The organism is Pseudofrankia coriaricola (assembly GCF_032027725.1).
In the GTDB taxonomy this organism is placed as follows: Bacteria; Actinomycetota; Actinomycetes; order Frankiales; family Frankiaceae; genus Pseudofrankia.
Genome location: NZ_JASNFO010000005.1, coordinates 1 through 21,413, shown reverse-complemented (window position 1 = coordinate 21,413; position 21,413 = coordinate 1). Strand labels below are relative to the sequence as shown.

Annotated in this window: 19 protein-coding genes; 10 read left to right on the top strand and 9 right to left on the bottom strand. The window is 73.1% G+C overall.

Translation table 11 applies throughout. The annotated features are described in order from the left end of the window. The first annotated feature begins 24 nt into the window (after window positions 1–24). Window positions 25–1,053, top strand: a complete 1,029-nt coding sequence (locus tag QOZ89_RS05490) for an alpha/beta hydrolase family protein (protein ID WP_312623156.1) — start codon at window positions 25–27, stop codon at window positions 1,051–1,053. 117 nt (window positions 1,054–1,170) lie between these two features. Here the strand turns inward: QOZ89_RS05490 and QOZ89_RS05485 are convergent, their stop codons facing one another. The 7 genes from QOZ89_RS05485 to QOZ89_RS05455 all read right to left on the bottom strand — a co-directional run bounded on the left by QOZ89_RS05485 (window position 1,171) and on the right by QOZ89_RS05455 (window position 9,402). After that, the gene (locus QOZ89_RS05485) at window positions 1,171–1,890 is read right to left on the bottom strand and encodes an HAD-IA family hydrolase (protein ID WP_083419601.1); all 720 of its coding nucleotides are present in this window, start codon (window positions 1,888–1,890) and stop codon (window positions 1,171–1,173) included. After that, window positions 1,883–3,535, bottom strand: a complete 1,653-nt coding sequence (locus QOZ89_RS05480; protein WP_312623155.1) for an ABC transporter ATP-binding protein — start codon at window positions 3,533–3,535, stop codon at window positions 1,883–1,885. The genes QOZ89_RS05485 and QOZ89_RS05480 overlap by 8 nt, the downstream gene beginning before the upstream one ends. A gap of 5 nt (window positions 3,536–3,540) precedes the next feature. Beyond that, the gene (locus QOZ89_RS05475) at window positions 3,541–4,533 is read right to left on the bottom strand and encodes a carbohydrate ABC transporter permease (RefSeq protein WP_241842205.1); all 993 of its coding nucleotides are present in this window, start codon (window positions 4,531–4,533) and stop codon (window positions 3,541–3,543) included. Then, the gene (locus QOZ89_RS05470; protein WP_083419602.1) at window positions 4,520–5,539 is read right to left on the bottom strand and encodes a carbohydrate ABC transporter permease; all 1,020 of its coding nucleotides are present in this window, start codon (window positions 5,537–5,539) and stop codon (window positions 4,520–4,522) included. Before QOZ89_RS05470 ends, QOZ89_RS05475 begins: the two co-directional genes overlap by 14 nt. 2 nt (window positions 5,540–5,541) lie before the next feature. After that, window positions 5,542–6,882 carry an ABC transporter substrate-binding protein gene (locus tag QOZ89_RS05465; protein WP_071052451.1) on the bottom strand — a complete coding sequence of 447 codons (1,341 nt, stop codon included), beginning with the start codon at window positions 6,880–6,882 and terminating at the stop codon, window positions 5,542–5,544. A gap of 114 nt (window positions 6,883–6,996) precedes the next feature. After that, on the bottom strand, window positions 6,997–7,824 hold the full coding sequence (locus tag QOZ89_RS05460) for an MBL fold metallo-hydrolase (protein ID WP_071052452.1): 828 nt from the start codon (window positions 7,822–7,824) through the stop codon (window positions 6,997–6,999). A gap of 483 nt (window positions 7,825–8,307) precedes the next feature. Next, window positions 8,308–9,402, bottom strand: a complete 1,095-nt coding sequence (locus tag QOZ89_RS05455; protein WP_083419616.1) for a LysR family transcriptional regulator — start codon at window positions 9,400–9,402, stop codon at window positions 8,308–8,310. Between the two features lie 822 nt (window positions 9,403–10,224). On the opposite strand from QOZ89_RS05455, the gene QOZ89_RS05450 reads away from it, so the two are divergent. The 7 genes from QOZ89_RS05450 to QOZ89_RS05420 are packed head-to-tail and all read left to right on the top strand — an operon-like array spanning window position 10,225 to window position 17,749. Next, window positions 10,225–12,078: an AMP-binding protein gene (locus tag QOZ89_RS05450; RefSeq protein ID WP_083419603.1), complete on the top strand. Its 1,854-nt coding sequence runs from the start codon at window positions 10,225–10,227 to the stop codon at window positions 12,076–12,078. Next, a complete protein-coding gene (locus tag QOZ89_RS05445; protein WP_312623154.1) occupies window positions 12,075–12,896 on the top strand; it encodes a PaaI family thioesterase in 822 nt (273 codons plus the stop codon). The genes QOZ89_RS05450 and QOZ89_RS05445 overlap by 4 nt, the downstream gene beginning before the upstream one ends. Then, window positions 12,896–13,171 carry an acyl carrier protein gene (locus QOZ89_RS05440; protein ID WP_071052455.1) on the top strand — a complete coding sequence of 92 codons (276 nt, stop codon included), beginning with the start codon at window positions 12,896–12,898 and terminating at the stop codon, window positions 13,169–13,171. Before QOZ89_RS05445 ends, QOZ89_RS05440 begins: the two co-directional genes overlap by 1 nt. After that, window positions 13,168–14,058 carry an SAM-dependent methyltransferase gene (locus QOZ89_RS05435; protein ID WP_312623153.1) on the top strand — a complete coding sequence of 297 codons (891 nt, stop codon included), beginning with the start codon at window positions 13,168–13,170 and terminating at the stop codon, window positions 14,056–14,058. Before QOZ89_RS05440 ends, QOZ89_RS05435 begins: the two co-directional genes overlap by 4 nt. 57 nt (window positions 14,059–14,115) lie before the next feature. After that, complete coding sequence (locus QOZ89_RS05430) at window positions 14,116–15,141, top strand: acyl-ACP desaturase (protein ID WP_312623152.1); 1,026 nt, start codon at window positions 14,116–14,118, stop codon at window positions 15,139–15,141. Continuing rightward, window positions 15,138–16,475 carry a cytochrome P450 gene (locus QOZ89_RS05425; RefSeq protein ID WP_312623151.1) on the top strand — a complete coding sequence of 446 codons (1,338 nt, stop codon included), beginning with the start codon at window positions 15,138–15,140 and terminating at the stop codon, window positions 16,473–16,475. Before QOZ89_RS05430 ends, QOZ89_RS05425 begins: the two co-directional genes overlap by 4 nt. A gap of 53 nt (window positions 16,476–16,528) precedes the next feature. Next, window positions 16,529–17,749 (top strand): cytochrome P450, encoded by a 1,221-nt coding sequence (locus tag QOZ89_RS05420; RefSeq protein WP_312623149.1) that lies wholly within the window; start codon window positions 16,529–16,531, stop codon window positions 17,747–17,749. A 285-nt stretch (window positions 17,750–18,034) separates the two neighbouring features. On the opposite strand, the gene QOZ89_RS05415 is transcribed toward QOZ89_RS05420, so the two are convergent. Together QOZ89_RS05415 and QOZ89_RS05410 are read right to left on the bottom strand one after the other, a co-directional pair. Further along, a complete protein-coding gene (locus QOZ89_RS05415; RefSeq protein ID WP_071052458.1) occupies window positions 18,035–19,270 on the bottom strand; it encodes an epoxide hydrolase family protein in 1,236 nt (411 codons plus the stop codon). Window positions 19,271–19,346: 76 nt separating this feature from the next. Beyond that, window positions 19,347–19,640, bottom strand: coding sequence for a 2'-5' RNA ligase family protein (locus tag QOZ89_RS05410; protein ID WP_071052459.1), 294 nt, complete (start codon window positions 19,638–19,640; stop codon window positions 19,347–19,349). Between the two features lie 776 nt (window positions 19,641–20,416). Between QOZ89_RS05410 and QOZ89_RS05405 the strand changes: the two genes are divergently transcribed. After that, entirely contained in the window at window positions 20,417–20,635 is a 219-nt protein-coding gene (locus QOZ89_RS05405) for a hypothetical protein (RefSeq protein WP_312623148.1), read from the top strand. Continuing rightward, the coding region (locus QOZ89_RS05400; RefSeq protein WP_491723640.1) for a cytochrome P450 family protein at window positions 20,632–21,413 on the top strand (782 nt) is incomplete at its 3' end. The genes QOZ89_RS05405 and QOZ89_RS05400, both read left to right, overlap by 4 nt.

The following is a 21,413-nucleotide window of genomic DNA, read 5'->3' as shown; positions in this document are numbered from 1 at the left end:
TGGATTTCACGGAAGGAGCCGACGGTGACCACGCACCCCGCGAGCGCCGCCGAGGCCGCCGAGGCCGTCACGGGCGCCACAGGCGTCACGGCCACGGCAGCCGACACCGCCGGAGCGGGCGCGACCAGCGTCGCCTCCGCCCCCACGCGAGTGGCCGCCGACGACGGCCAGGCCCCCGCGGTGTCCGCTGTCGAGGTGGGGGTGTTGGGGGGCCCCCCCACCCCCCACACCCGTTTGGGGGTGAGCGTCCGGCCGCGGCCGGACGAATCCGCGCCGGCGCTTGTCTTTCTTCCGGCCATGGGTGTTCGCGCCGGCTACTACGACAGGTTCGTCGACGCGCTGTACGAGGCGGGCTACTCGGTGGTGGTCACCGACCTGCGTGGCCAGGGCGACAGCACGGCGCCGCATGGCCGCCGCGGCGGCGGCTACCACGACCGCATCGAGCTGGACCTCCCCGCCGTCACGGCCGTGGCCCGCGACCGGTTCCCGAAGGCACCGGTCTTCGTCGTCGGGCACAGCCTCGGCGGGCAGCTGTCCCTCCTTCGGGCCGCCTGCCACGGCGACGAGGACGGCCTCGCCGGCATCGCCGTCATCGCCACGGGCACCGCCTACTGGCGGGCCTTCGGCCGCCGCACCGCCTATGTGCTCGTCGGCTCCTGGATCATCCCCGCGGTGACCCGGACGCTCGGGCGCTGGCCGGGCCACTGGTTCGGTTTCGGCGGCCGCCAGCCCGCGGCGCTCATGCTGGACTGGAGCCGCCACTCCAGGACGGGCCGCTACCAGCCCACCGGCTACGACCGGGACCTGGCCGAGCTGCTCGCCGACGTCTCCCTGCCAGTGCTCGCGCTGTCCCTCGAGGCCGACCCCCTCGCGCCCCGCCGCGCCGTCGACGCGCTGATCGACCGCCTCACCGGGACCACCGTGACCAAGGCGCACCTGACCAGGGCGGACGGCCTCGGCCGCGTCGGCCACTTCGCGTGGGCCCGCGAGCCCGCGGTGGTGGCGGACCACGTCGCCTCCTGGGTCCAGGACCAGGCGGCCAAGCCCGAGTAGCACGGCCCGCCACCGGCGAACGACACCGCGTTCGAGGCAGTCAAAACTGGAGTCGGGAGCGCCGCCCGAACCCCAGTCTTCACCTGCCTCGACACGCGGTGGCGGGGACCGAGGCGCTCAGGGTCGGTCGAGCCGGCCGGTGAGCCAGACGTCGAGCTGGGCGATGGTGGCGTCGGCGGACACGTGGTGGATCGCCGACCAGCCGCGCCCGACGGCAACGGCGCAGTTCTCCTCCGTGTCGTCGATCAGCAGGCAGTCGGCGCCGGCCCGCCCAAGTGCCCGCTCCGCCAGCTCGTAGATCGCCGCGTCGGGCTTGCGGACGCCGGCCTCGAACGAGTTGATCCTGCTCTCGAACACGTGGAACACCCCGGGCAGCAGCGCCTCCCGGTGCGGCTCCCATTCGCGGATGCTGTTGGTCAACAACCCGAGCCGCACCCCGCGCTCCGACAGCTCGACGAGCCGGGCGAGCAGCGCGTGCTCGGCGCGGTGGGCCGCGTACCAGTGCTCGCCCATCCTGCCCAGGTCGACCGCGGGCGTCCACGCCGGAGCCAGCGCCGCCGCCATCTGGTCTCCCCAGTCGCGTTCGCTGACCAGGCCGAGCTCCAGCGGGCCGAGCCCGGTCAGGCCGTGGGCCGCGGCGACATCCTCCATCGCCGCGAGCAGTACGGCGGCTGGGACACCCGCGGCGGCGACCACCCGCCCCAACGCGTTGGCGACCGGCGAGGTGAGCACCCCGCCGAAGTCGCACCACACCGCCGGCTCGCCAACCGGCCCACCAACCGCCACGCCGCCCGCCTCGGCCACGCCGTTCTCGACCTGCGATCGGGTCTCAGTCATTGTCGACCTCTCTGCCGGGGCCACCCGCCGTGCCGGCCGGCGCCTGGGTGGCGGCCTCCGTGGGGGCCGGCAGACGCCGGCCGCTGTCGGCGTCGAACAGATGTAGGCGCCGGACCGGAACTCGGACCCGCAGCCACGTGCCGACCACCGGCGGGGCCGACCGGGACGGCACGGTCACCGTCCAGTCGCCGGCGAGCGAGACGCAGTGCGCCACGGCGGCGTCGCCTGTGAACTCGACGATATCGACCCGGCCTAGCACGGTCAGGCCGTCGCCGTCGCCGTCGCCATCCGCTCCGTCGTGAGCTCCCGCTCCCTCCCCAACGTCCGCTCCCCCACCGGCGCTCAGGCCGGCGGGGTCGTGCCGGGTGAGGTGGTGGTCGGCAAGACCGAATTCGGTGAGATCGGATTCGGGGAGATCGTCGCCGGACGGCACCGTCTCGGCGACGCCGTCGCCCGGGCGCCAGCCCAGCAGGACCCGCGGCGTCGCCGCGGCCTCGCCACCGCCGACCCGCCACGGCAGCCCGGCGCGCAGGCCAGGCGCGGCCAGCACCGTCGCCCCGCCGGCCCGCGCCTCGGCGTCGACCGGGTGCAGGTTCATCGGCGGGCTGCCGAGGAACGTCGCCACGAACGTGTCCGCCGGCTGGTGGTAGACCAGCGCGGGCGGGCCGGCCTGCGCCACCCGGCCGGCGTTCATGACCACCAGGTAGGTGCCCATCGACAGCGCCTCCAGCTGGTCGTGGGTGACCAGCACGACCGTGTTCGCGAGCTCTCGGTGCAGCCGTACCAGTTCGGCCCTGGCGTGCTGGCGCAGCTGGGCGTCGAGCGCGGACAGCGGCTCGTCGAGCAGCAGCACGGCGGGGCGGCGCACGATCGCCCTGGCGAGCCCGACCCGCTGGCGCTCACCGCCGGACAGCTGCCCGGGCCGGCGGCGGCGCAGCTCGCCGAGGCGGAGCAGGTCGACGGCCTCGGTGACTCGCTGGGCGATCTCCGTCCGCCCTGGTCCGGGGTGATGGCGGCGCCCTGTCCAGTGCCGGCGCCGGGCCTCAAGCGTCAGGCCGAAGCCGATGTTGCGCTCGACGGACAGGTGCGGGTACAGCGCGAAGTCCTGGAACACCATCGACACGCCGCGCTCGCCCGGCGGCAGGTGGGTGACGTCGAGGCCGCCGAGGAGGATGCGGCCCGCCTCGGGTGTCTCCAGCCCCGCGACCAGGCGCAGCCCGGTCGACTTGCCGCACCCGGACGGCCCGACGAGCACCGTGAAGCTCCGCGGCGGCAGCTCGAGGCGCCCCACGTCGAACGCCAGCCGGCCGCCGTAGCTCTTGGCGACGCCGTCGAACAGGATCCCGGCCGCGGTGTCGTCGGTGGCCGTCGGGCGGACGGCCGAGTCAGCGGCGCCGTCGTCTACCGACGCGGCGACCCGGCCCTCGGCCGTGACGCCCTTGCCATCGGCGACCGGCTGGTCGACGGCGGTCTGGCCGGTGCGGGTCATCTCACCGGCCGATCCGGCGGCCGCCGGCTCCGCGACAGTCGGCCCCGCGACGGCCGACGCCGCGGCGGGCGCGCGGACGGCACCGACACCGACGCTGGGGACCGAAGCGGGAGCGGGAGCGGGCATGGCCCGCGCGGGCACGGTCGGGTGGGTCATGGCGCTCACCGCAGTCCGGAGTGAAGGAAGGCGTCGGTGATGCGACGCGATGCCAGGGCGTAGATCAGCGCGATCGGGATGGTGGCGAGCATCGCGCCGGCGAGCAGCGGGCCGTACTCGGGACCTTCCTGGTTCTGGAAGAGCTGCAGGCCCATCTGCACGGTGGTGTGCTCGGGGCTCGGCGCCACCAGCGCCGGCCACAGGAACTCGTTCCAGGTGGTGATGAACACGACGATCGCGACGGCGCCGAGCGCGGGGCGCAGCAGCGGCAGCACGACGTGACGCAGGATCTCCCCGTCGGTCGCCCCGTCCAGGGTCGCCGCCCCCAACAGGGTGGCCGGAACCGTGAGGATGTGCTGGCGCAGCAGCAGCACCGCGAGCGAGCAGGTCGACAGCTGCGGCACGATCAGGCCGACGAACGTGTCACGCCAGCCCAGCCGGGCCACCAGCAGGAAGTCCGGAATGATCAGCGCCTGCGGCGGCACGACCAGCGCGACCAGCACCAGGGCCGACACGACGCGCTGCCCCCGGTGGGCGTACCGGACGAACGACCAGCCGGCGAGCACCCCGGCCAGCAGGTGCAGCACGGTCACCCCGGCGGCGGTGACGAACGAGTTGAGCAGCAGCTGCCAGATCGGGAACGCGTCGATGGCCGCCCGGTAGTTGGCCAACGTCGCCGGGATCGGCAGCGGGCTCGAGTCGTAGACATCGGACGTCGGCTTGAACGAGGTGTTCAGCGCCCACAGCGTCGGGAACAGCATCGCGAGGACGACGGCGACGAGCACCCCGTGGCGCCCCGCCGTCCGCGCCGCGCGCCACCACCGTCGGTCGCGCCGCGCGGCCGGTCCCCGAACGGCCGCGGCCCCTCCTGTGGGGTTCTCGGTCATCGAGCGCGTGGGCATGGGCTGTCGTCTCAGGGGGATCGCGGTGGCGAGCGCGCCAGAGCTCGCCCCGTCGGCGGCGGTGACCGCGGGTGCGGTCCGGTCAGCCGGTGGCACGGCGCCTCCGTGGCAGGCTCACGACGGCGAACGCCAGCGCCAGGCCCGCGACGATCATCATCGCGGCCGCGGCGCCGGTGCCGGCGTCGAAGAAGGTGAACGCATACTGGAACAGGCGGAAGTAGACGTTGTCGGTGGTGCCGTCCGGACCGCCATCGGTGAGCACGACGATGTTCGTGAACGTCCACTGGCCGGCGAACACCGCGCACAGGAACGCGAGCAGCGCCGTCGTCCTGGCCAGCTGCGGCACGACGAGGTGGCGGGTGATCTCCCACTCGGTGGCGCCGTCGACCCGGGCGGCGTCCAGCGAGCGCCGGTCCACGGCGGCGAGCGCCGCGCCGTAGAGCAGCAGGTGCATCGCGACGAACTTCGCCGCCGTGATGAGGGTGATGGCCGGCAGGGCAAAGCTCGGGTCACCCAGCCAGTCCCGCTGGGGCAGCCCGAGGCCGCCGAAGACCTCGTTGACGATCCCGCCGAGCGGGTCCAGCACGAACCGCCAGGAGAGCGCGTTCGCGACCGGCGCGAGCATGACCGGCACGAACAGCAGCGACCGGTAGATGCCGCTCGCCCGCCCCGGCCGCTTCCACAGCATGATCGCCAATGCCATCGGCACCACCGTCGCGAACGGCAGCAGCGCGAGCACGTACAGCCCGGTGCGCAGCACGGCGTTGCCGAACTCGGGATCCTCGACGAGCTGGCGGTAGTTCGTCAGGCCCACGAACTCCGGGTGCGGCGAGATCAGGTCCCAGTCGAGCAGGCTGAGCACCCCGGTGAAGACCAGCGGGCCGTACACCCACACCGCGAGCGACACCAGCACCGGCGCCTGGAACAGCCACGGCGTGGCGGCCCCGCGCCACCCGCCCGCCCGCCGCGTCGACGCCGCCAGCGGTCCGGGCGCCGGCGGCTCGTCCGCGCGCTTGCCTGCCAGAGCATGCCCACGAGGGGCGGGCCTGTCGGCCCGCCCCCTGGGGAGCGCCGGCTGGGCGCCGGCCTCGCTGGTCGTCATCGTCAGCCGACCAGTTTCCTGATCTTGTCGGCGACCGAGGACAGGGTCCCGGCCGGGTCGGCGCCGCGCAGCACGATCGGCTCGACGGCGTCGTCCTGCAGGGTCACGACCGCCTCGTTCGCGTGGTCGCTGGGGAAGGAGGTGTAGGGGGTGACGGTCGCCAGCTGGTCCAGCGCCGGCTTGAGCAGCTTCACGGTCGGGGTGTCGGCGAGCTTGGTCTCGATCGTCTGCCGCAGCGGCAGGTAGCCGATCTGCGAGGTGATGATCTCGAAGCCGGCGTCGCTGGTGATGAACTTGATGAACTCCCAGGCGGCGCGCTGGCGGTCCGGGTCCTTGGCGAGGATCGCGAGGCCCGCGCCCGAGTAGGTGGGCCGCGCCGGCGTGCCGGCCTTGACCTGCGGGAACGGCGCGGTGGTGAGGGTGAAGTGCCCCTCGGCCGCCTGCTGGGCGCTGACGAGCAGGGCGGTGCTGCCGACGAGCATCCCCATCTCGCCCTTGGTGAACGAGGCGACGGCGGCGGTGGTGTCGACCTTGGGCATGGCGCCGGACGAGGTCAGCCCGGCGACCGCGGTCAGCGCGTCGACGGCCGGCTTCTGGTCGAGGGTCACCGACCCGTCGGACCCGACCAGCGAGCCGCCGGCCGAGGCGATGACCGACTGGGTCAGGTAGTCCGACTTGCCGCTGTCGACAACCGCGACGTAGGCGCCTTCCTTGCCGGTCGCCTTCTTGATCGCCAGGCCGGCGGCGCGGACGTCGTCGAGGGTCTTCGGCGGGTTGGCCGGGTCGAGGCCGGCCGCCTTGAACAGGTCCGCGTTGATGTACATCACGGGGATGGACATCGTGTAGGGCATCGCCGCGACGACGCCGTCCTGGGTGACGGCCTTCATGATCGACGGCGACAGCCCGGCGACGTGCGTGGACCACTCGTCCGCGGGCGCGGCCTTCTGCACGGGGACGATAGGCAGCGTGCGGACGGCCTCGGCCATCTTGCTCCAGCCGATCTGAGCCACGTCCGGCGGCGAGCCGGCGGCCGTGTCGGTCCGCAGCCGGGTCAGCACGTCCGCGACCGCGACGCCCTGCGGCTTGACCGTGATGTTCGGGTGCGCCTTGTGGAAGGCATCGAGCAGCGACTGGGTGCCCTTGCCGCCGATGCCGGGCGTGCCGTAGTTGTACGACAGGAAGCTGATCGTCACCGGCTTGTCGGCGTTCGGTGTCGCCGCCCCCGTGGCTGCGACCGGCTTCTCGTCATCGGTGGTACCGCCGCAGGCGGCCGCGGCGAGCAGCCCGGCCACGGCCAGCAGTGCGGGGACCAGCCGTGTACCCCACCGCGTTCGCTGTCTCATTTGGTCCTGCCCCTTCACGTGGCTTGTCATGGAAGATCGAGCGAGCTCTCCGGCGGCGCCGCGGAGCTCTGACGCTGAGGGACCCCGCGGACGTGACCTGGCCCGCGGACGGGTTCAGCCCGCGCGGACGGCGAACCGGCGGCCGGGGTTGGCGAGGTGGACGGGTCCGTCGAACCGGCCGGCGGCCTCCGCGCGCCTGGCCGCGAGCCAGCCCGGGTCATCGGTGACGAAGTGGGTGAGGACCAGCTGGCCGACGCCGGCCTTCATGGCCGCGTCACCGGCGTCCAGGGCGCACAGGTGGCCGTGGCCGCTGGGGTCGGGCAGCTCGAGGGTGGACTCGGCCAGCAGGAGGTCGACGTCGTGCGCGAGGTCGACGAGGGCGTCGGTCACTCCGGTGTCACCGGTGTAGGCGAGCGAGCCCTCGGTCGACTCGACCCGGGTCCCGCAGTTGAGAACCGAGTGCCGCAGCCCGTGCATGCCGATCTTGAGGTCACCGATCGTGAACGTGTCCCCCGGCCGGTACTCGCGCACGTCGAAGGCGACCGAGAAGGCCTTGTCGAGCATCGGGATGGTGGCTACCGGGAAAAGCGAGGCCAACGCCTCGAAGATGGAGCGCCCGCCTTCCGGGATGTAGAGCGGAACGGGCGGGGCGGGTTCCGGGCGCAACCTGTCGGGTAGCGTCGGAAAGCTCATCGGATAACGCACGTGGGCGGCGAGCAGCATCTTTCCCAGGGGCAGCAGGTCATAGCAGTGGTCGAGATGCAGGTGACTGATGACGATGCCGTCGAGCTGGTTGGGATGGCCGACCGCGCTCAGCGCCGTCGCCGCGCCGGGCCCGCAGTCCAGCAGAATCCTCGTCGAGGACGTGGAAACCAGGTAGCTAGAGCTGCACCGCCCCCCGGACGGCATTCCGGAGCGGCAGCCGATGACGGTCAGCCACATGTTTCTCGTCCGTTCTTCCGACGTTTTCAGGCGGGCCAGGAGCACGGCGTGCCCGGGCCTCGGCGGAACACGCCGTTCCGCGACGTCGATGCTCCCGCCCCGGAGTGAACGGTCGCAACCTGAATGTTCCGAACGTGTGATTGGCCAGCGCAATCGCCGGTCACGGCGCCGGCCGGCCCGGCGCCGGCACCCGCCCGGCCGGCCCGCGCTCCCCCGGCCAGGGAAAAATGTTCACCATTCATTCCATGACACGACGGCGAAAGATCCCGCATCATTCATCGGGCCGCGCCGGCCCGCCGCCGCCCCGGCCTGACGGCGGGCACCGCGAGCTCCGGCGGGATTCCCGGCCTCTCGCCCACCGGGAACGCCGAAAATCATCGGCCGGGCATGAGAAGTGGACTCTCACGCCCGGCCGATGATGATCTAGAAGTAACGACCTGGCGCCCGACAGGCGCCGCGGCCGGGGTTCCCGCCAGAAGCGCCTTAGCGGCCCGCGGTGGTGGTCGGGCGGGCCGGCGCCTGCCGGCTCGCTGGTATCTGGGGCAGGTTGACGGCCGACGGCGTGGCCGGGCCGGACCGCGCGGACGGCGACACCGCCGACGCTGGGCCGGTCGGCGGCGGTGAAGCGGCCGGCGGCACGGCCGGCACCGCCGGATCCGTCGGCGGGGAGGCGGGCGTCAGGGCCGGTTCGCTGAACGGGCCCGCGGCGTCCAGGCTGGTCAGGAAGGCGCCGACCGCCGGCTGCGGGTCAGGTCGCCAGACCGCGTACACCCCCACCGTGGGCACCGGGTCCACCAGCCGTACCGCTGACAGACCCTTGGTCGGGACGACGTGCGCGCCGCGGGCCGCGGAGGCGAACCCGACGACGTCTTTGGTCGTGACCACGATGCCGGTCGCGCCCGAGTCGTCGATCTCATCGTCGATGGTCAGCCGGATGCCGCTGCGGTCGGCGGCGGCGAGGATGGCGTCGTGCATCGCCGGGCTCTGCTCCCGGTGGAACAGCACGCACCGCTGCTGCGCCAGCTCGCGGAAGGCGACCTGCCGCCGCTGCGCCCACGGGTGCTGGCTGCCGACGATGGCCACGAGCGGCACCGTCAGCACCCGCTGCGAGCGCAGCTGCGCCGCGAGCGGTCCGGCGAAGACGAGGGCGATGTCGAGCCTGCCCTCCACCAGCGCCGCCAGCTGCGGGCCGCTGCGGGCCTCCCAGAGCTGGGTGGACACGTGCGGGTAGTCGGCGTTGAAGCGCCGTAAGGTCGGTTGCAGGACCCGCTGCCCCGCAGGGAAGTTGAATCCGATCGAGATCGAGCCGGTGCGCCCGGACGCGGCCTCCCGCGCCGCACGCACGGCGCGTGCCGCCTGGTCGAGAACCCGGCGGGCCTCCACCTCGAAGGCCCGCCCGGCAGGGGTGAGCTTCACCTCGTGCGACGTTCGGTTCACCAGCTCCACGCCAATGTCGCGTTCCAAGCGCTGGAGCTGCTGGCTGAGAGACGGCTGAGCCAGGTGCAGCCGGGCCGCCGCCCGGCCGAAGTGCAGCTCTTCCGCGATCGCCAGGAAGGAGACGATGTATCGGAACTCCATCTTGCTCTCCATGGCACCCTCCGGCGAACACGCTACCGGCACCGGCTAACTCACGGTGAATCAGGCATGTGAAACTCCGGAAGGCGCGGTGTAAAGCACCGGCTCGCACCGGTGTGGCGTGTGCCACCATCCAGGGAAAGCGCTTGACCGGGCCGGAAATTTCGTATCGTCACCCGGGGCAGCCTCATCGAGGCCCCGCTGTTGCCGGCCACGGATCCCGGCCCTGCCCGGTGGTGGGCACCGTGGCGGGAGAGTTTGGGACGGCCGTTGCGACAATGTATGTGTCACCGGGGAGGCAACCGGTCCGCTCTGACCTGCGCCGAGGGAATTTTTCCATTGCAGCGCGCCGCTCTTTCCGGCCGGTGAACGGCTGGAGTACCGTTCGATGAATTCCCTCGCGGCAGTCGCCGGTGGAGCGAGCGGTGATTGGTCGAGCGGATCGGTCAATTGACGCCGGCCGCCGGGCATTGACGGCCGTCAGCATTGCGACAAGCCTTCCTTGATGGCTGGCGTCATCGTCGGCCCGCCCGCCCCGGCTTCTTGCCGGCCCGCCTCGGAAATACCTCGTCCGCCGCGCCGGCGCCGCCGCGGTGGACGAGAGCCGCCCGGCATGGACAGCCCACCCCTCCGTTCCCTTTCTCGGCTCCCCTCCCTTCGCCCGGCGGCCCGACCGTGGCCCCACCCCGCGGTGCCGCGCACCGAACGCCAGGCGACACCGGCCGCGGCCACGACGCCGGGCCCGGGCACGTCCTCAGTCAAGGCCCGCGGCCGGCCGGGGACGCGAGGCCATGACACGACGTCCGGAAGACAGGAGCGCCGCCCGTGCCCCCCACACGCAGCCAGCCGGCCGCGACGCGGCCGCCCTTGCCTGGCCAGCGCCTAGCCCAGCACGCCGTGAACCATCCGCCGGCGCCCGACGGGCAGCCGCACCCGACGACGGCCGCGACGCTGCACACCGCCCTCGACCTCGCGGCGGCCTGCGCGCCGGACGCCACGGTCGACTTCCCGAACGAGCGCGAGACCGTGTCGCTGCGCGAGCTCGCCGACCGGTCCCGGACGATGGCCGGCGCGCTCCTCGCCGACGGGGTCGCCCACGGCGAGCGGGTGGGCATCCTGGCCACCAACTCGGCGGACTTCCTCACCGCCCTGTTCGCGGTGAGCCGCGCGGGGGCGGCGGCGAGCCCGCTCGCGCTGCCGACGGCCGCCGGCGACCTGGCCGGCTACGCCAGCCGGCTGACGCGCACGACCGCCGCCGCCGGCATGCGCCGCGTCATCACCGGCCGGCGTCTGTCCGGCGTGCTCGCCCGCCTCGGCGCCGGCCTGGACGGCCTGCGCCTCCTGCCCGCGAACGAGCTCGCCGCTGGAGCCCCGGGCGCGGGGCGCCCGCCGGAGGTCGGCGCGCACGACGTCGCGATCGTGCAGTTCACGTCGGGCAGCACCGCGATGCCCAAGGGCGTGGTCCTCACCCACCGCAACGTGCTCGCCGGTATCCGGGCGATCATCGCCGGGGTCCGGCTCGGCCCGGACGACCGCGGCGGCAGCTGGCTGCCGATGTACCACGACATGGGCCTGTTCGCGACGCTCAGCGCGGTCATGACGGGCATCGACATGACCGTCTGGTCGCCGGCCGCGTTCATCCGTGACCCGGCACGCTGGCTGCGGGAGTTCCTCGACCGAGGCGTCACCGTCTCCCCGGCGCCGAACTTCGCCTACGACCAGCTGGTGGCGGCGGTGGAACCCGGCGAGGTCACCGGCCTGGACATGCGTCACTGGCGGGTGGCGCTCAACGGCGCGGAGCCGATCTCGCCGCACAGCCTCGAGCGCTTTCTCGCGCATTTCGCGCCGGCGGGCTTCGCCGCCGAGCAGATGCTTCCCGTCTACGGCATGGCGGAGGCGACGCTCGCGGTCACCTTCCCGCCGCTGGGCCGGCCGCCGGTCGTGCTGTGGGTCGACCGCGACCGGCTCACGGCCGACGGCGTGGTCGTGCCGTTGGGGCGGGACCACCCGCGCGCCCGCGGTCTCGTCGGCGTCGGCCGGCCCGTTCTGGGCGTGCGCGTACGCATCCGCGCGGGCGACGGCGACGGTGTGCATGGCGGCGAGGACGACGGCGGGCTGCCGGCCGTGGACGCCACCGGCGTTGGCGACGACGACACGCGGGTCGGCGAGATCGAGATCAGCGGCACGCCGGTCACCGCCGGCTATCTGACCGCCGCCCGCACACCGGGTGCGGCGCCCACCGCGGACGGCTGGCTGCGCACGGGCGACCTCGGGTTCCTGCGCGACGGCGAGCTCTATGTCACCGGCCGAGCCAAGGAAATGATCATTATTCGGGGCGTCAACTACTACCCGGAAGACGCGGAGCAGGCCGTCCGCGACCTGCCGGGCCTGCACCGCCGCCGCGTGGTCGCCGTTGGCGGGCCGGACGGCCCCGCCGACGGCAACGTGGCGGACGCGGCGGACGCGGCGATGACGCTGGTAGGCGAGACGTCGCTGACCGAGCCGGCCGAACGGGACCGGCTGGCGGCCGAACTGGCGACGGCCGCGGCCGCGGCCCTCGGGCTGGGGCGCGCCGAGGTGGCGGCCCGGCTCGTCGATCCGGGGACGCTGCCCCGAACGTCGAGCGGCAAGTTCCAGCGCCTCGCCGTGCGCGGCCTGCTCGACCGGGGTGAGCTGTGACCGGCTCACCTGGCGCCACGCCACTTCAGGAGCCGCTCCAGGACCCGCCCCCGCCCGCCGCGGCGGCCAGCGCGCCGGTCGACACGGCGCCCGGCACGGAGGCGCCGGCGTGCCCCGACGAGCCGGCGTACCTGCGGGTGCCGTGGTCGGTGCTGGACGACTACCACTGCTTCGGCTGCTCGCCGCACAACCCCCGCGGCCTAGGCCTGCGCTTCACCGCCCACGACGCGGGCATCGCGACGACGTTCCGGCTCGACCGCGGCCACGAGTCCTACCCCGGCGTCGTCCACGGCGGGATCGTCAGCGTGATCTGCGACGAGACCATGGGCAACCTGATCGTGCTGCGGCTCGGCCGCACCGCGTTCACCACTGGCATGCGGCTGCGCTACCTGGAGCCGCTGCGCGTCGGCGTCGAGTACACCTGCGTCGCCCGGCTGCGCCCCACCGGCGGGCGTGGCCAGGCCGCGCGGCCCGACGGCGCGGCCGCCGGCGCCGAGGGCGGGGTCCTCCAGGCCGAGGCCGAGATCCTCGACGCGGCCGGCGCGCTGCTCGCGACCGCGACCGCGAGCTACCTGCCGACGCCGATCGAGGTCGCGCGCGAGCGCTTCGCGCTGCGCCCGGACGAGGCCGACCGGGTCGCGGCCGCCCTCGGCGCGGTCGCGTCCCACGCCGCCGCGCCGGCCGCCTCGCGGGCGGCCATCGCCCCCCGGGCCGTCGCCCACCAGGAGGACGTCCCCCACCAGGACGTTCCCCAGCAGGCCGTTCCCCAGCGGGCCGTCGCGCCGGCGGCCGTCACCGACCACCACAGGGAGCACTGATGTCCACCGCCCAGGCGACCACCACCCATGACGAGATCGTCGCGACCGTGACCGGGATCGTCGCCCAGGAGCTCGGCGTCCCCGCCGAGAGCCTCGCCCCCGACACCGACCTGCGCTCGGTCGAGGGCGCCGACTCGGTCAAGGTGCTTCGCATGATCGCCAAGGTCGAGCGGGAGTACGACGTCGAGCTCGAGGACGAGCAGGTCTTCTCGACGAACTCCATCGACGGCGTGGCCGCGGTGGTCCTCGTCGCCCTCGCCCAGGACGCCGCGTGACCACCACGACGACCGCCCCGCCCAGCACGGCGGCGCCCGCCGCCTGCGTGGAACTCAGCGACACCAACCAGCACTACGACCTGCCCGCCGAGGTCTTCGGCCTGTTCCTCGACCCGCTACGCAAGTACAGCTCCGGGCTGTACCTCAGCAAGGGCGACACGCTGGAGCAGGCCCAGCTCAACAAGCTGCGCTTCGTCGCCGGCCGGCTCCAGCTCGGCCAGGGCCAGCGGGTGCTCGACGTCGGCTGCGGCTGGGGGTCGCTCACCCTGTTCGTCGCGGACGAGCTCGGCTGCGAGGTGGTCGGGGTGTCGCCGGCCGGCAACCAGCACGCCTACATAGCGCGGCGGGCGGCCGAGCTGGGGCTGGCCGACAGGGTCTCGACCGTGCAGGGCCATTTCGAGACGGTCGAGGCGGGCGAGCTCACGGCCGGCGGCTTCGACGCGGTCACCATGCTCGGCTCGATCGTGCACATGCCCGACCTGGACGTGGTCTTCCGCCGGGCCCGCGCGCTGCTGCGCCGGGGCGGTCGGCTCTACGTGTCGGAGAGCTGCTTTCGCAACGCGGCAGCCCGCGCGGCCTTCGACGCGCGGGAGGGCACCCAGTTCGTGCGCTCGGCGATCTTCGGCTGGGGCGACATGCGGCCGCTGTCCGACCTGGTGCGCGCCGCGGAGGACGCCGGCTTCTCCATCGCCAGCGTCGACGACCTCACCGACGACTACCGGCGGACGATCGACGACTGGCTGGTGAACGTCGACGCCGCCACCGACCAGCTCGACGCGATCCGCCCCGGCACCGCGGCCACGCTGCGCCGCTACCTGGAGGTCGCCAACGCCGGCTGGGGCTACACGACCAAGCACTACGCCCTCGTCTGCCGCCGCGCCCGCTAGACGCCGGTCGGTACCCCGGCCCCCGCCTTCCCCGACCGACGCTTACGGAGAACCCCGATGCCCGTTCCCGGACCCACGGCCGACCCGCTGACGACCGGCCAGTCCACCACCGATCCGACCGCCACCAACACCACGTCCGCGAGGCTGTCGACCCCCGGCCGGTCAGCCCACGACGTGCGGGCCGTCAACGCGAGCACCGGCACCGGTCCCGGCTCCGGGCCGGTTCGGCCGGCGCTCGGGCCGCTGCTGCCGGCGGCGGACATCGCCGACGTGGCCGAGGCGTTTCACCGGGCCGCGCCGTCCGCCCGGCGCTGGGACGTGGAGTCCTCGATCGCCTGGGAGGTGGCCGACGCGGGCCGGCTGACCGACGGGCAGGCCTCGGCGGTCCAGTTCATCACGCTGATCGAGGACCACCTGCCCGGCTACATCGGCGTCTACGAGCGGGCCTTCCCGCTCGACGAGGACGTCGACCTCGAGACGTTCATCCACAACCGGGAGCTGTACCACTTCACGATCCGGTGGGGGTTCGAGGAGGACACGCACGCGCGGGCGCTGTTCCGCTACCAGGTCGCCTCCGGCCTCGCCGACCCGGCGAGCCTGCGCCGGGAGCTCGCGGTGGAGGGGCGCAAGCCCTTCGAGCTGCCGCACGACCACGCCGTCTCGCTGCTCGCCTACGCGCTGGTCCAGGAGAAGGCGACCCAGATCTACTACCAGCAGCTGCGCGCGGTCGTCGGCGACCCGGTGCTCGCCGACGTGCTCGGCTACCTCGCCAGGGACGAGGCGCGGCACTTCGCGTTCCTCGCCGACGTGGTGGAACGGTACCTGCGGCTGTACGGCGACGCGGTGGTCGAGCCGATCCGCGAGGTCGTCGCCCAGTTCCGCATGCCGCTGGCCGACACGATCCGCGGCTACTGGCGCTGGGCGCTGCGGATCGCCGACACCGCCCGCTACGACCACACCGACGCCTACGGGCACCTGATCCGGATCGTGAACCACGCGGTCGACGCCCGCACCGACCGGGTCGACGAGCTGGTCCGCTTCGTCGACGCCTGCCGCTCCACCACCGCCGGAGCGCCGTCATGACCGGCGGGCTCGCCAGCCAGGTCACGGACACGGCCGGCGCGGAACACGCCGACGCGACGCGCGACGGCGGCGCGGTGCCCGGCAGTGGCGCGGTGCCCGGCAGTGGCGCGACGCCGGAGCTCGTGGTGCCAGAGCTCGCGGTCCCGGAGTTCGACGCGTTCAACCCGGAGCACCGCGCCGACCCGTACCCGCGGTACGCGGCCGTGCGGGAGGCGACGCCGCTCGTGCGCAGCGCGCTCGGCCCATATCTGGTCACCCGGTACGCCGACTGCGCGGCCGCACTGTCCGAGCCGGCCTGGAGCCACGCGGACGAGGCGGAGATCTTCCACCCGGACGTGGAGCACACCGAGCTGCCGGCCTCGTTCCTGTGGATGGACCCGCCGGACCACACCCGGCTGCGCGGCCTGGTCAGCAAGGCGTTCACCGCGCGGCGGGTGCTGGACCTGCGGCCCCGGATCACCGAGATCGTCGACGAGCTGCTCGACGGGGTGCTCGGCCGGGGCGAGGTGGACGCCGTCGAGACGCTGGCCTACCCGCTGCCGCTGACGGTCATCTGCGAGCTGCTCGGCGTCCCGCCGGCCGACCAGCACCGCATCCACTGGTGCGCGCCGGCGCTGGCCCGCGGCTTCGACCCCGACCTGCTGCTCAGCGAGGCCGAGGCGAAGGCCCGATCGGACGCGGCGCTGGAGCTGCTGGACTACTTCGCCCACCTGATCGCCCTGCGGCGTGCCGAGCCCGCGAACGACCTGGTCAGCGGCCTCGGCGCCGTGCACGACCGGGGTGACGTGCTCACCGAGCACGAGATGCTTGCCACCTGCGTCACGCTGGTCGTCGCCGGCCACGAGACGACGGTCAACCTCGTCGGCAACGGCCTGCTCGCCCTGCTGCGCCACCCCGACCAGCTGGAGCTGCTGCGCCGGCACCCCGAGCTCGCCGCACCGGCGGTGGAGGAGCTGCTGCGCCACGACTCGCCGGTGCACCTGACGACCCGGGTCGCCCGCCGCCAGCTGGTCCTCGGCGGTCGCGTCTTCGAGCCAGGCGAGGCCATCGTGTTGCTGTTCGGGTCGGGCAACCGGGACCCGCGCGCGTTCGACCGGCCGGACGAGCTCGACCTGGCCCGGTATGCCGGCGGCTCGACCACGCCCAAGCATCTGACGTTCAGCATGGGCATCCACTACTGCCTGGGTGCGCCGCTGGCGCGCCTGGAGATGGAGATCCTGCTGGACGCGCTCACGCGCCGGGTGCGCCACTTCGAGCCCGGCGCGGACGCGCCCACCTACAAGCCGAACCTGGTGCTGCGCGGCCTCGCCCGCCTTCCGGTCCGCCTCTCCTGAGCGGCGCCGACGACCCGGATGGCTGGACCCGACCCATCGAAGGAGTGGCTGGGATGACGAGCGCCCCGGCGGCCGAGAACCCGCTCGCGGCCTTCGCGCCGGAGCACCGGGCCGACCCCTACCCGGTCTACCGCCGGATCCATGCGGGCGGGGCGCTGCAGCCGCTCGCTCCGTCGGTGTGGCTCGCGCCGCGCTACGACGAGTGCGCCGCGGTGCTGCACGAGCCGGCATGGGGACACGGCTACGACGCCGGTATCAACCCGTTCCGGCCTGGCGTCCCGGCGGCCGACGTCCCCGGTTCGTTCCTCGTGCTCGACCCGCCGGACCACACCCGGCTGCGGGCCGTCGTCGGCCGGGGGTACACGCCGCGCGCGGTCGAGCGGCTGCGCGCCGGCGTGCGGGCCACCGCCGAGCGACTGGTCGCCGACATGGTCGGGGCGGGCGAGGCGGAGGTAATGGCCGCGCTCGCCGACCCGCTGCCGCTGTACACCATCGCCACGATGCTGGGCATACCCACGTCACTGGCCGAGGAGCTGCGCGGCCCGCTGCGCGCGATGTCGCGCGGGGTGGACCCCGACGTCTTCCTCTCCCCAGCCGACGTCGCCGCCCGTGCGACGAGCGAGCGAGTGCTGGAGGACGCCTTGGGCGCCCTCCTCGACCAGCGCCGGCGGGCGCCGACCGACGACCTGCTCGGCGCGATCGCCGCCGCGGCCAGCCCCGACGGTCCCATCAGCCACGAGCTGCGCGCGCTGGCCGCCCTGATGATCATCGGTGGCTATGGCACGTCGGAGAGCATGCTCGGCAACGCCGTGCTCGCGCTCGCGCGCGATCCCGACCAGCTCGATCTCCTGCGCCACCGCCCAGAGCTTGCTGCCTCGGCCGTCGAGGAGCTCATCCGGTTCGACCCGCCGGTCCAGTTCACCCACCGGGTGGCGCTGCGGGACCTGACGGTCGGAGGGCAGCTCTTTCCCCGCGGCAGCGGCATCGTCGTCATCCTCGCCTCGGCGAACCGCGACCCCGCGGTGTTCACCGACCCGGACCGGCTCGACCTCACCCGCTACCACGGCCCGCTGCCGGCCCGCCGCCACCTCGCCTTCAGCCTGGGTGTGCACTTCTGCATCGGCGCCCTCGTCGGCCGCGTGCAGATCGAGGCCGCCCTCACCGCGCTGGCCGCCGCCACCCGCTCCGTGGAGCTGGCCGAGCCTCCCGTCTACCGTCCCAATGTGGCGATCCGCACCCTGGACACGCTGCGCGTCCGCCTCGAGCGTCCATGAGCATTATCCGGGGCGTCCCGGGCCCACGGTGGGGTGGTCGACTGGTCCGCCCGGTTCCCGTCGGGCCGAGGACTGTCCCGTTAACGGTGGTTCCGATGGTTGCTGTCGTATTCGTGTCCGGTCGGGGGGCGGTTCGGGTCTGATGGCCAACCTGGGGGTGTTGTGATGTCGGTCGGCGTGGTCAGGTGCAGGGTGGGTTGTCCAGGAGTCCCACTCCGAGCTGGCGAATCGCGGTTGGTGGCCAGCGGCAGAACGCCGGATGTGACCGAGGTTGGCCAGCGTCGTTCAGGGCCTGCGGGCGTGGAAGGTGCGGCGCAGGTCGCTCACCCAGGCGTCGGGGTTCTCCCAGGGGATGAAGTGGCCGCCGTGGTCGTGGGCGTTGACGTTGACGTGGTTGAACCAGTCGGCCTGCGGGCCGGTCTTGAACGCCTGGACGCGCTCGGCGGCGGTGTGGATGCCGGGCGGGTTCTCGTAGGTGACGAGGGTGAGGCCGACCGGGGCCTGCACGACCGGGGTGCGGTCGTGGGCGGGGGCCCAGGGGTAGCGGTTGGCGTTGGCGTAGTACCGCATCGACGTCGCGATGGAGTTGTTCACCCAGTAGATCGTGGCGTGGGTGAGCAGGTCGTCCTTGCTGAAGACGGACTCGACGTCGCCGCCGTTGTCGCTCCAGGCGTTCCAGCGCTCCAGCAGCCAGGCGAGCAGTCCGGCGGGTGAGTCGCTCAGCCCGTGGGCCAGGGTGGCGCCGTCGAGCATGTGCACGGCGAGGTGGGACGCTGAGCGGTGGTCCAGCTCGATGACCCGGGCGCGGACGTCGGCGGGCTGGTCGTCAGTGAGGGGCCGATTCCGGGCGAAGTCCCAGGCGCGGGGGCCGGTGAAGAAGTCGAGCGGCAGCCCGGAGCCGATGTGGATGCCGTACAGCTCGTCGGCGTACTTGTGGCCGAGCTGGCTGGAGACGATCCCGCCGATGTCGCAGCCCCCGGCGGCGTACTTCTCGTATCCCAGGGTCTCGGTCATCAGGGTGTGCCAGAGGTCGGAGACCTTCCAGAAGTTGACGTCGGAAAAGTCGGTGAGCGGGCCGGGGAAACCGAAGCCGGGCAGGGAGGGCACGATGACGTCGAACGCGTCGGCGGGGTCACCGCCGAACGCGGCCGGGTCGGCGAGCGGGTCGATCACCTTCGACCAGTGCCAGAACGTCCACGGCCAGCCGTGGGTGAGGATCAACGGGATCGGGCGGGGGCCGTGGCCGGGCCTGCGCAGGAAGTGCACCGGGACACCGGCGACGCTCACCTGGTAGTGCTCGTAGGCGTTGATGGCGGCCTCGGCCTTGCGCCAGTCGTAGCCGTCCCGCCAGTAGGCGACCAGCTCACGCAGATAGCTGTCCGGGACGCCGTAGGACCAGTCCCCGTTCCCCTCGTCCAGCGGCGGACGGGTCAGCGTGAGACGGGCGCGCAGGTCATCGAGGACCTCGTCGGACACATGGATCGGGGCGGGCTCCAGGGGGAAGGCGTGCAGGGGGGTCATGGCGTGGTTCTCCTACTGGGTAGCGGGAAGCGGTGCTGTCGGCCTGTTGGATGGTTGGGCAGCGGGCCGGGCCATTTCAGAGAGCGCGGGCAGCGACGCGGCGAGTACCTGCTGGTGGTGCGCGAGTCGAGCCGGCCGGCCAGGGATGCGCTCCTTTCGCGACCCGGCGGATGATCGGCTCTGCGGGCAGGTCGCGGTTGCAGTAGGCGATGCCGACGTGCGGACGGAAACGCTGCTCGACGGCGGGAAGGCCGCACGCAGCGGTGACCTTGTCCACGGCGGCGCGGAGTTCGACCAGCGGCTCCCAGGGCGTGACGGTGAAGCGGACCGCGCCGCTCGACCCGGCCAGCGGCCCGACCCACACCCGCACGCCCCCGCCGGCAGATGCCGCTCGACCCGGTCCGGACGCTCCGCCCAGGCCAGCGTCCGCCCGTCCTGTCCCGGCTGCTTGCCGCGCTTCCTCTCCCCCGCCGGCGGCGCGGCGATCCGCCCGGTTCGGCACCTCCCGGCCCGGCAGCACCCCGTCCGACGACAGCGGCAACGACGAGTTCCCGAGTTCCGCGACGACGCCCGCCGCAACCGGTCGACCTCAGCCGTCAGCCGCACGACCTGCCCACGCAGCTCCTCGATCAGCTCCGCCTGCGCCGCCACGGTCGCGCTCTGCGCGGCCACCACGGCCAGCAGCTCCTCACGCGACATCTCCTCCGGCGCCACCCGGCCAGATCACCACAACCCGACCCGCGCCACCACGCGCGACACCCCGAACACCGAACAACATCGACACCCGGCTCGAACGCCAACCACTCACAGCAAGATCACGAAACCATGTGAATGTTTACTTCTCGATGGTGTCCGCGGTGGGTGACCCGGTTTCTCTCTGCCTGGGTCCAAAGAGCATTCCACTGCTTTTCTAGACCGGTCCCCGCTCACCGACAAGCACGATCAGCACCACCCATCGCGCGATACCGATGTCCGATCGCCACTCCGGCCGACACCGATGTTAGTCGCTTTCGCGACATACTCGGGCAGGCCGTCGTGAAAAGCTCGCCACCGGGCTGAGGGGAAGCGGCCAGAATCCGCCGGCCGTATCCCCGGGCCGACCGCCGCCGGCAACGACCAGCTCCGGGTGGATACGTGACTTCGGCCATGCCGCGTACCGTCTTCAACCCCGCGCCCACCGAGCCGGCCCAGTCCACCTCCGGCGGCGCGGACGACGCCGTGGCGGGCTTCGTCTTCGACGCGTCCGGCCCCGAGCACCGCACGGACCGCAACCAGACCATAACGGCTGCCGGACGGCGGTGCTTCTCGCAATGCGCACCCGAGGTAACAGCCCGGGTCGGCACCACGAAGGAGCGGGACCCATGACCTCAGCCCAGATCGAGAACGTCGTCCCCGACGCGGTCGACCTGTTCACCACCGCCCACCGCCTCGACCCCTACCCGGGCTACCGCCGGCTGCGCGAGGCCCCCAGCCTGACCGACATCCGCCTCGGCGACACCGAGGTGACGGTGCTGTCCAGGTTCGCCGACTGCGCCGCCGTGCTGCAGAGCGCCACCTGGGGGCACGGCAACGCCGACCGGCTCAGCCCGTTCTGGGACCAGGAAGCGAGCCTGCCGGGCTCGTTCATCCGGATGGACCCCCCGGACCACCGACGCCTGCGCGGCCTGGTCAACAAGGCCTTCAGCGCCCGGATGGTCGCCGACCTCACCCCCATGATCACCCGGCTGGTCGACACCCTCGTGGACCGGGCCGTCGAGGCCGGCGGGCTCGACGTGGTCCGGGACCTCTCCGCGCCGCTCGCACTCGCGATGGTGGGCCAGCGGCTGCTCGGCGTACCCGAACAGGACGCCGACCAGCTGCGAGCCTGGGAGCTGGCAATCGCCCGCGGCACCGACCCGGAACCGCTGCTGACCACCGAGGAGATCACCCGCCGCGACCAGGCCGGAGCAGGCGTCGTCGCATACCTGATGGACCTCATGGAGCGCCGCCGCGCCCACCCCGAGAACGACCTGCTCAGCCGGCTCGTCGCCGTCGAAGAAGCCGGGGACAAACTCAGCGCCGCCGAGGTCATCGGCATCTGCGTGCTGCTCCTCGTCGCCGGCATGGAGACCAGCATCAACCTCGTCGGCAACGGCATCCTCGC

Coding starts and splice junctions, on each gene's coding strand:
- QOZ89_RS05480 (WP_312623155.1), bottom strand. CDS start 3,535: ATGACCCACCCGACCGTGCCCGCGCGGGCCATGCCCGCTCCCGCTCCC.
- QOZ89_RS05420 (WP_312623149.1), top strand. CDS start 16,529: ATGACGAGCGCCCCGGCGGCCGAGAACCCGCTCGCGGCCTTCGCGCCG.
- QOZ89_RS05405 (WP_312623148.1), top strand. CDS start 20,417: ATGCCGCGTACCGTCTTCAACCCCGCGCCCACCGAGCCGGCCCAGTCC.
- QOZ89_RS05465 (WP_071052451.1), bottom strand. CDS start 6,882: ATGAGACAGCGAACGCGGTGGGGTACACGGCTGGTCCCCGCACTGCTG.
- QOZ89_RS05460 (WP_071052452.1), bottom strand. CDS start 7,824: ATGTGGCTGACCGTCATCGGCTGCCGCTCCGGAATGCCGTCCGGGGGG.
- QOZ89_RS05430 (WP_312623152.1), top strand. CDS start 14,116: ATGCCCGTTCCCGGACCCACGGCCGACCCGCTGACGACCGGCCAGTCC.
- QOZ89_RS05425 (WP_312623151.1), top strand. CDS start 15,138: ATGACCGGCGGGCTCGCCAGCCAGGTCACGGACACGGCCGGCGCGGAA.
- QOZ89_RS05470 (WP_083419602.1), bottom strand. CDS start 5,539: ATGACGACCAGCGAGGCCGGCGCCCAGCCGGCGCTCCCCAGGGGGCGG.
- QOZ89_RS05485 (WP_083419601.1), bottom strand. CDS start 1,890: ATGACTGAGACCCGATCGCAGGTCGAGAACGGCGTGGCCGAGGCGGGC.
- QOZ89_RS05455 (WP_083419616.1), bottom strand. CDS start 9,402: ATGGAGTTCCGATACATCGTCTCCTTCCTGGCGATCGCGGAAGAGCTG.
- QOZ89_RS05415 (WP_071052458.1), bottom strand. CDS start 19,270: ATGACCCCCCTGCACGCCTTCCCCCTGGAGCCCGCCCCGATCCATGTG.
- QOZ89_RS05440 (WP_071052455.1), top strand. CDS start 12,896: ATGTCCACCGCCCAGGCGACCACCACCCATGACGAGATCGTCGCGACC.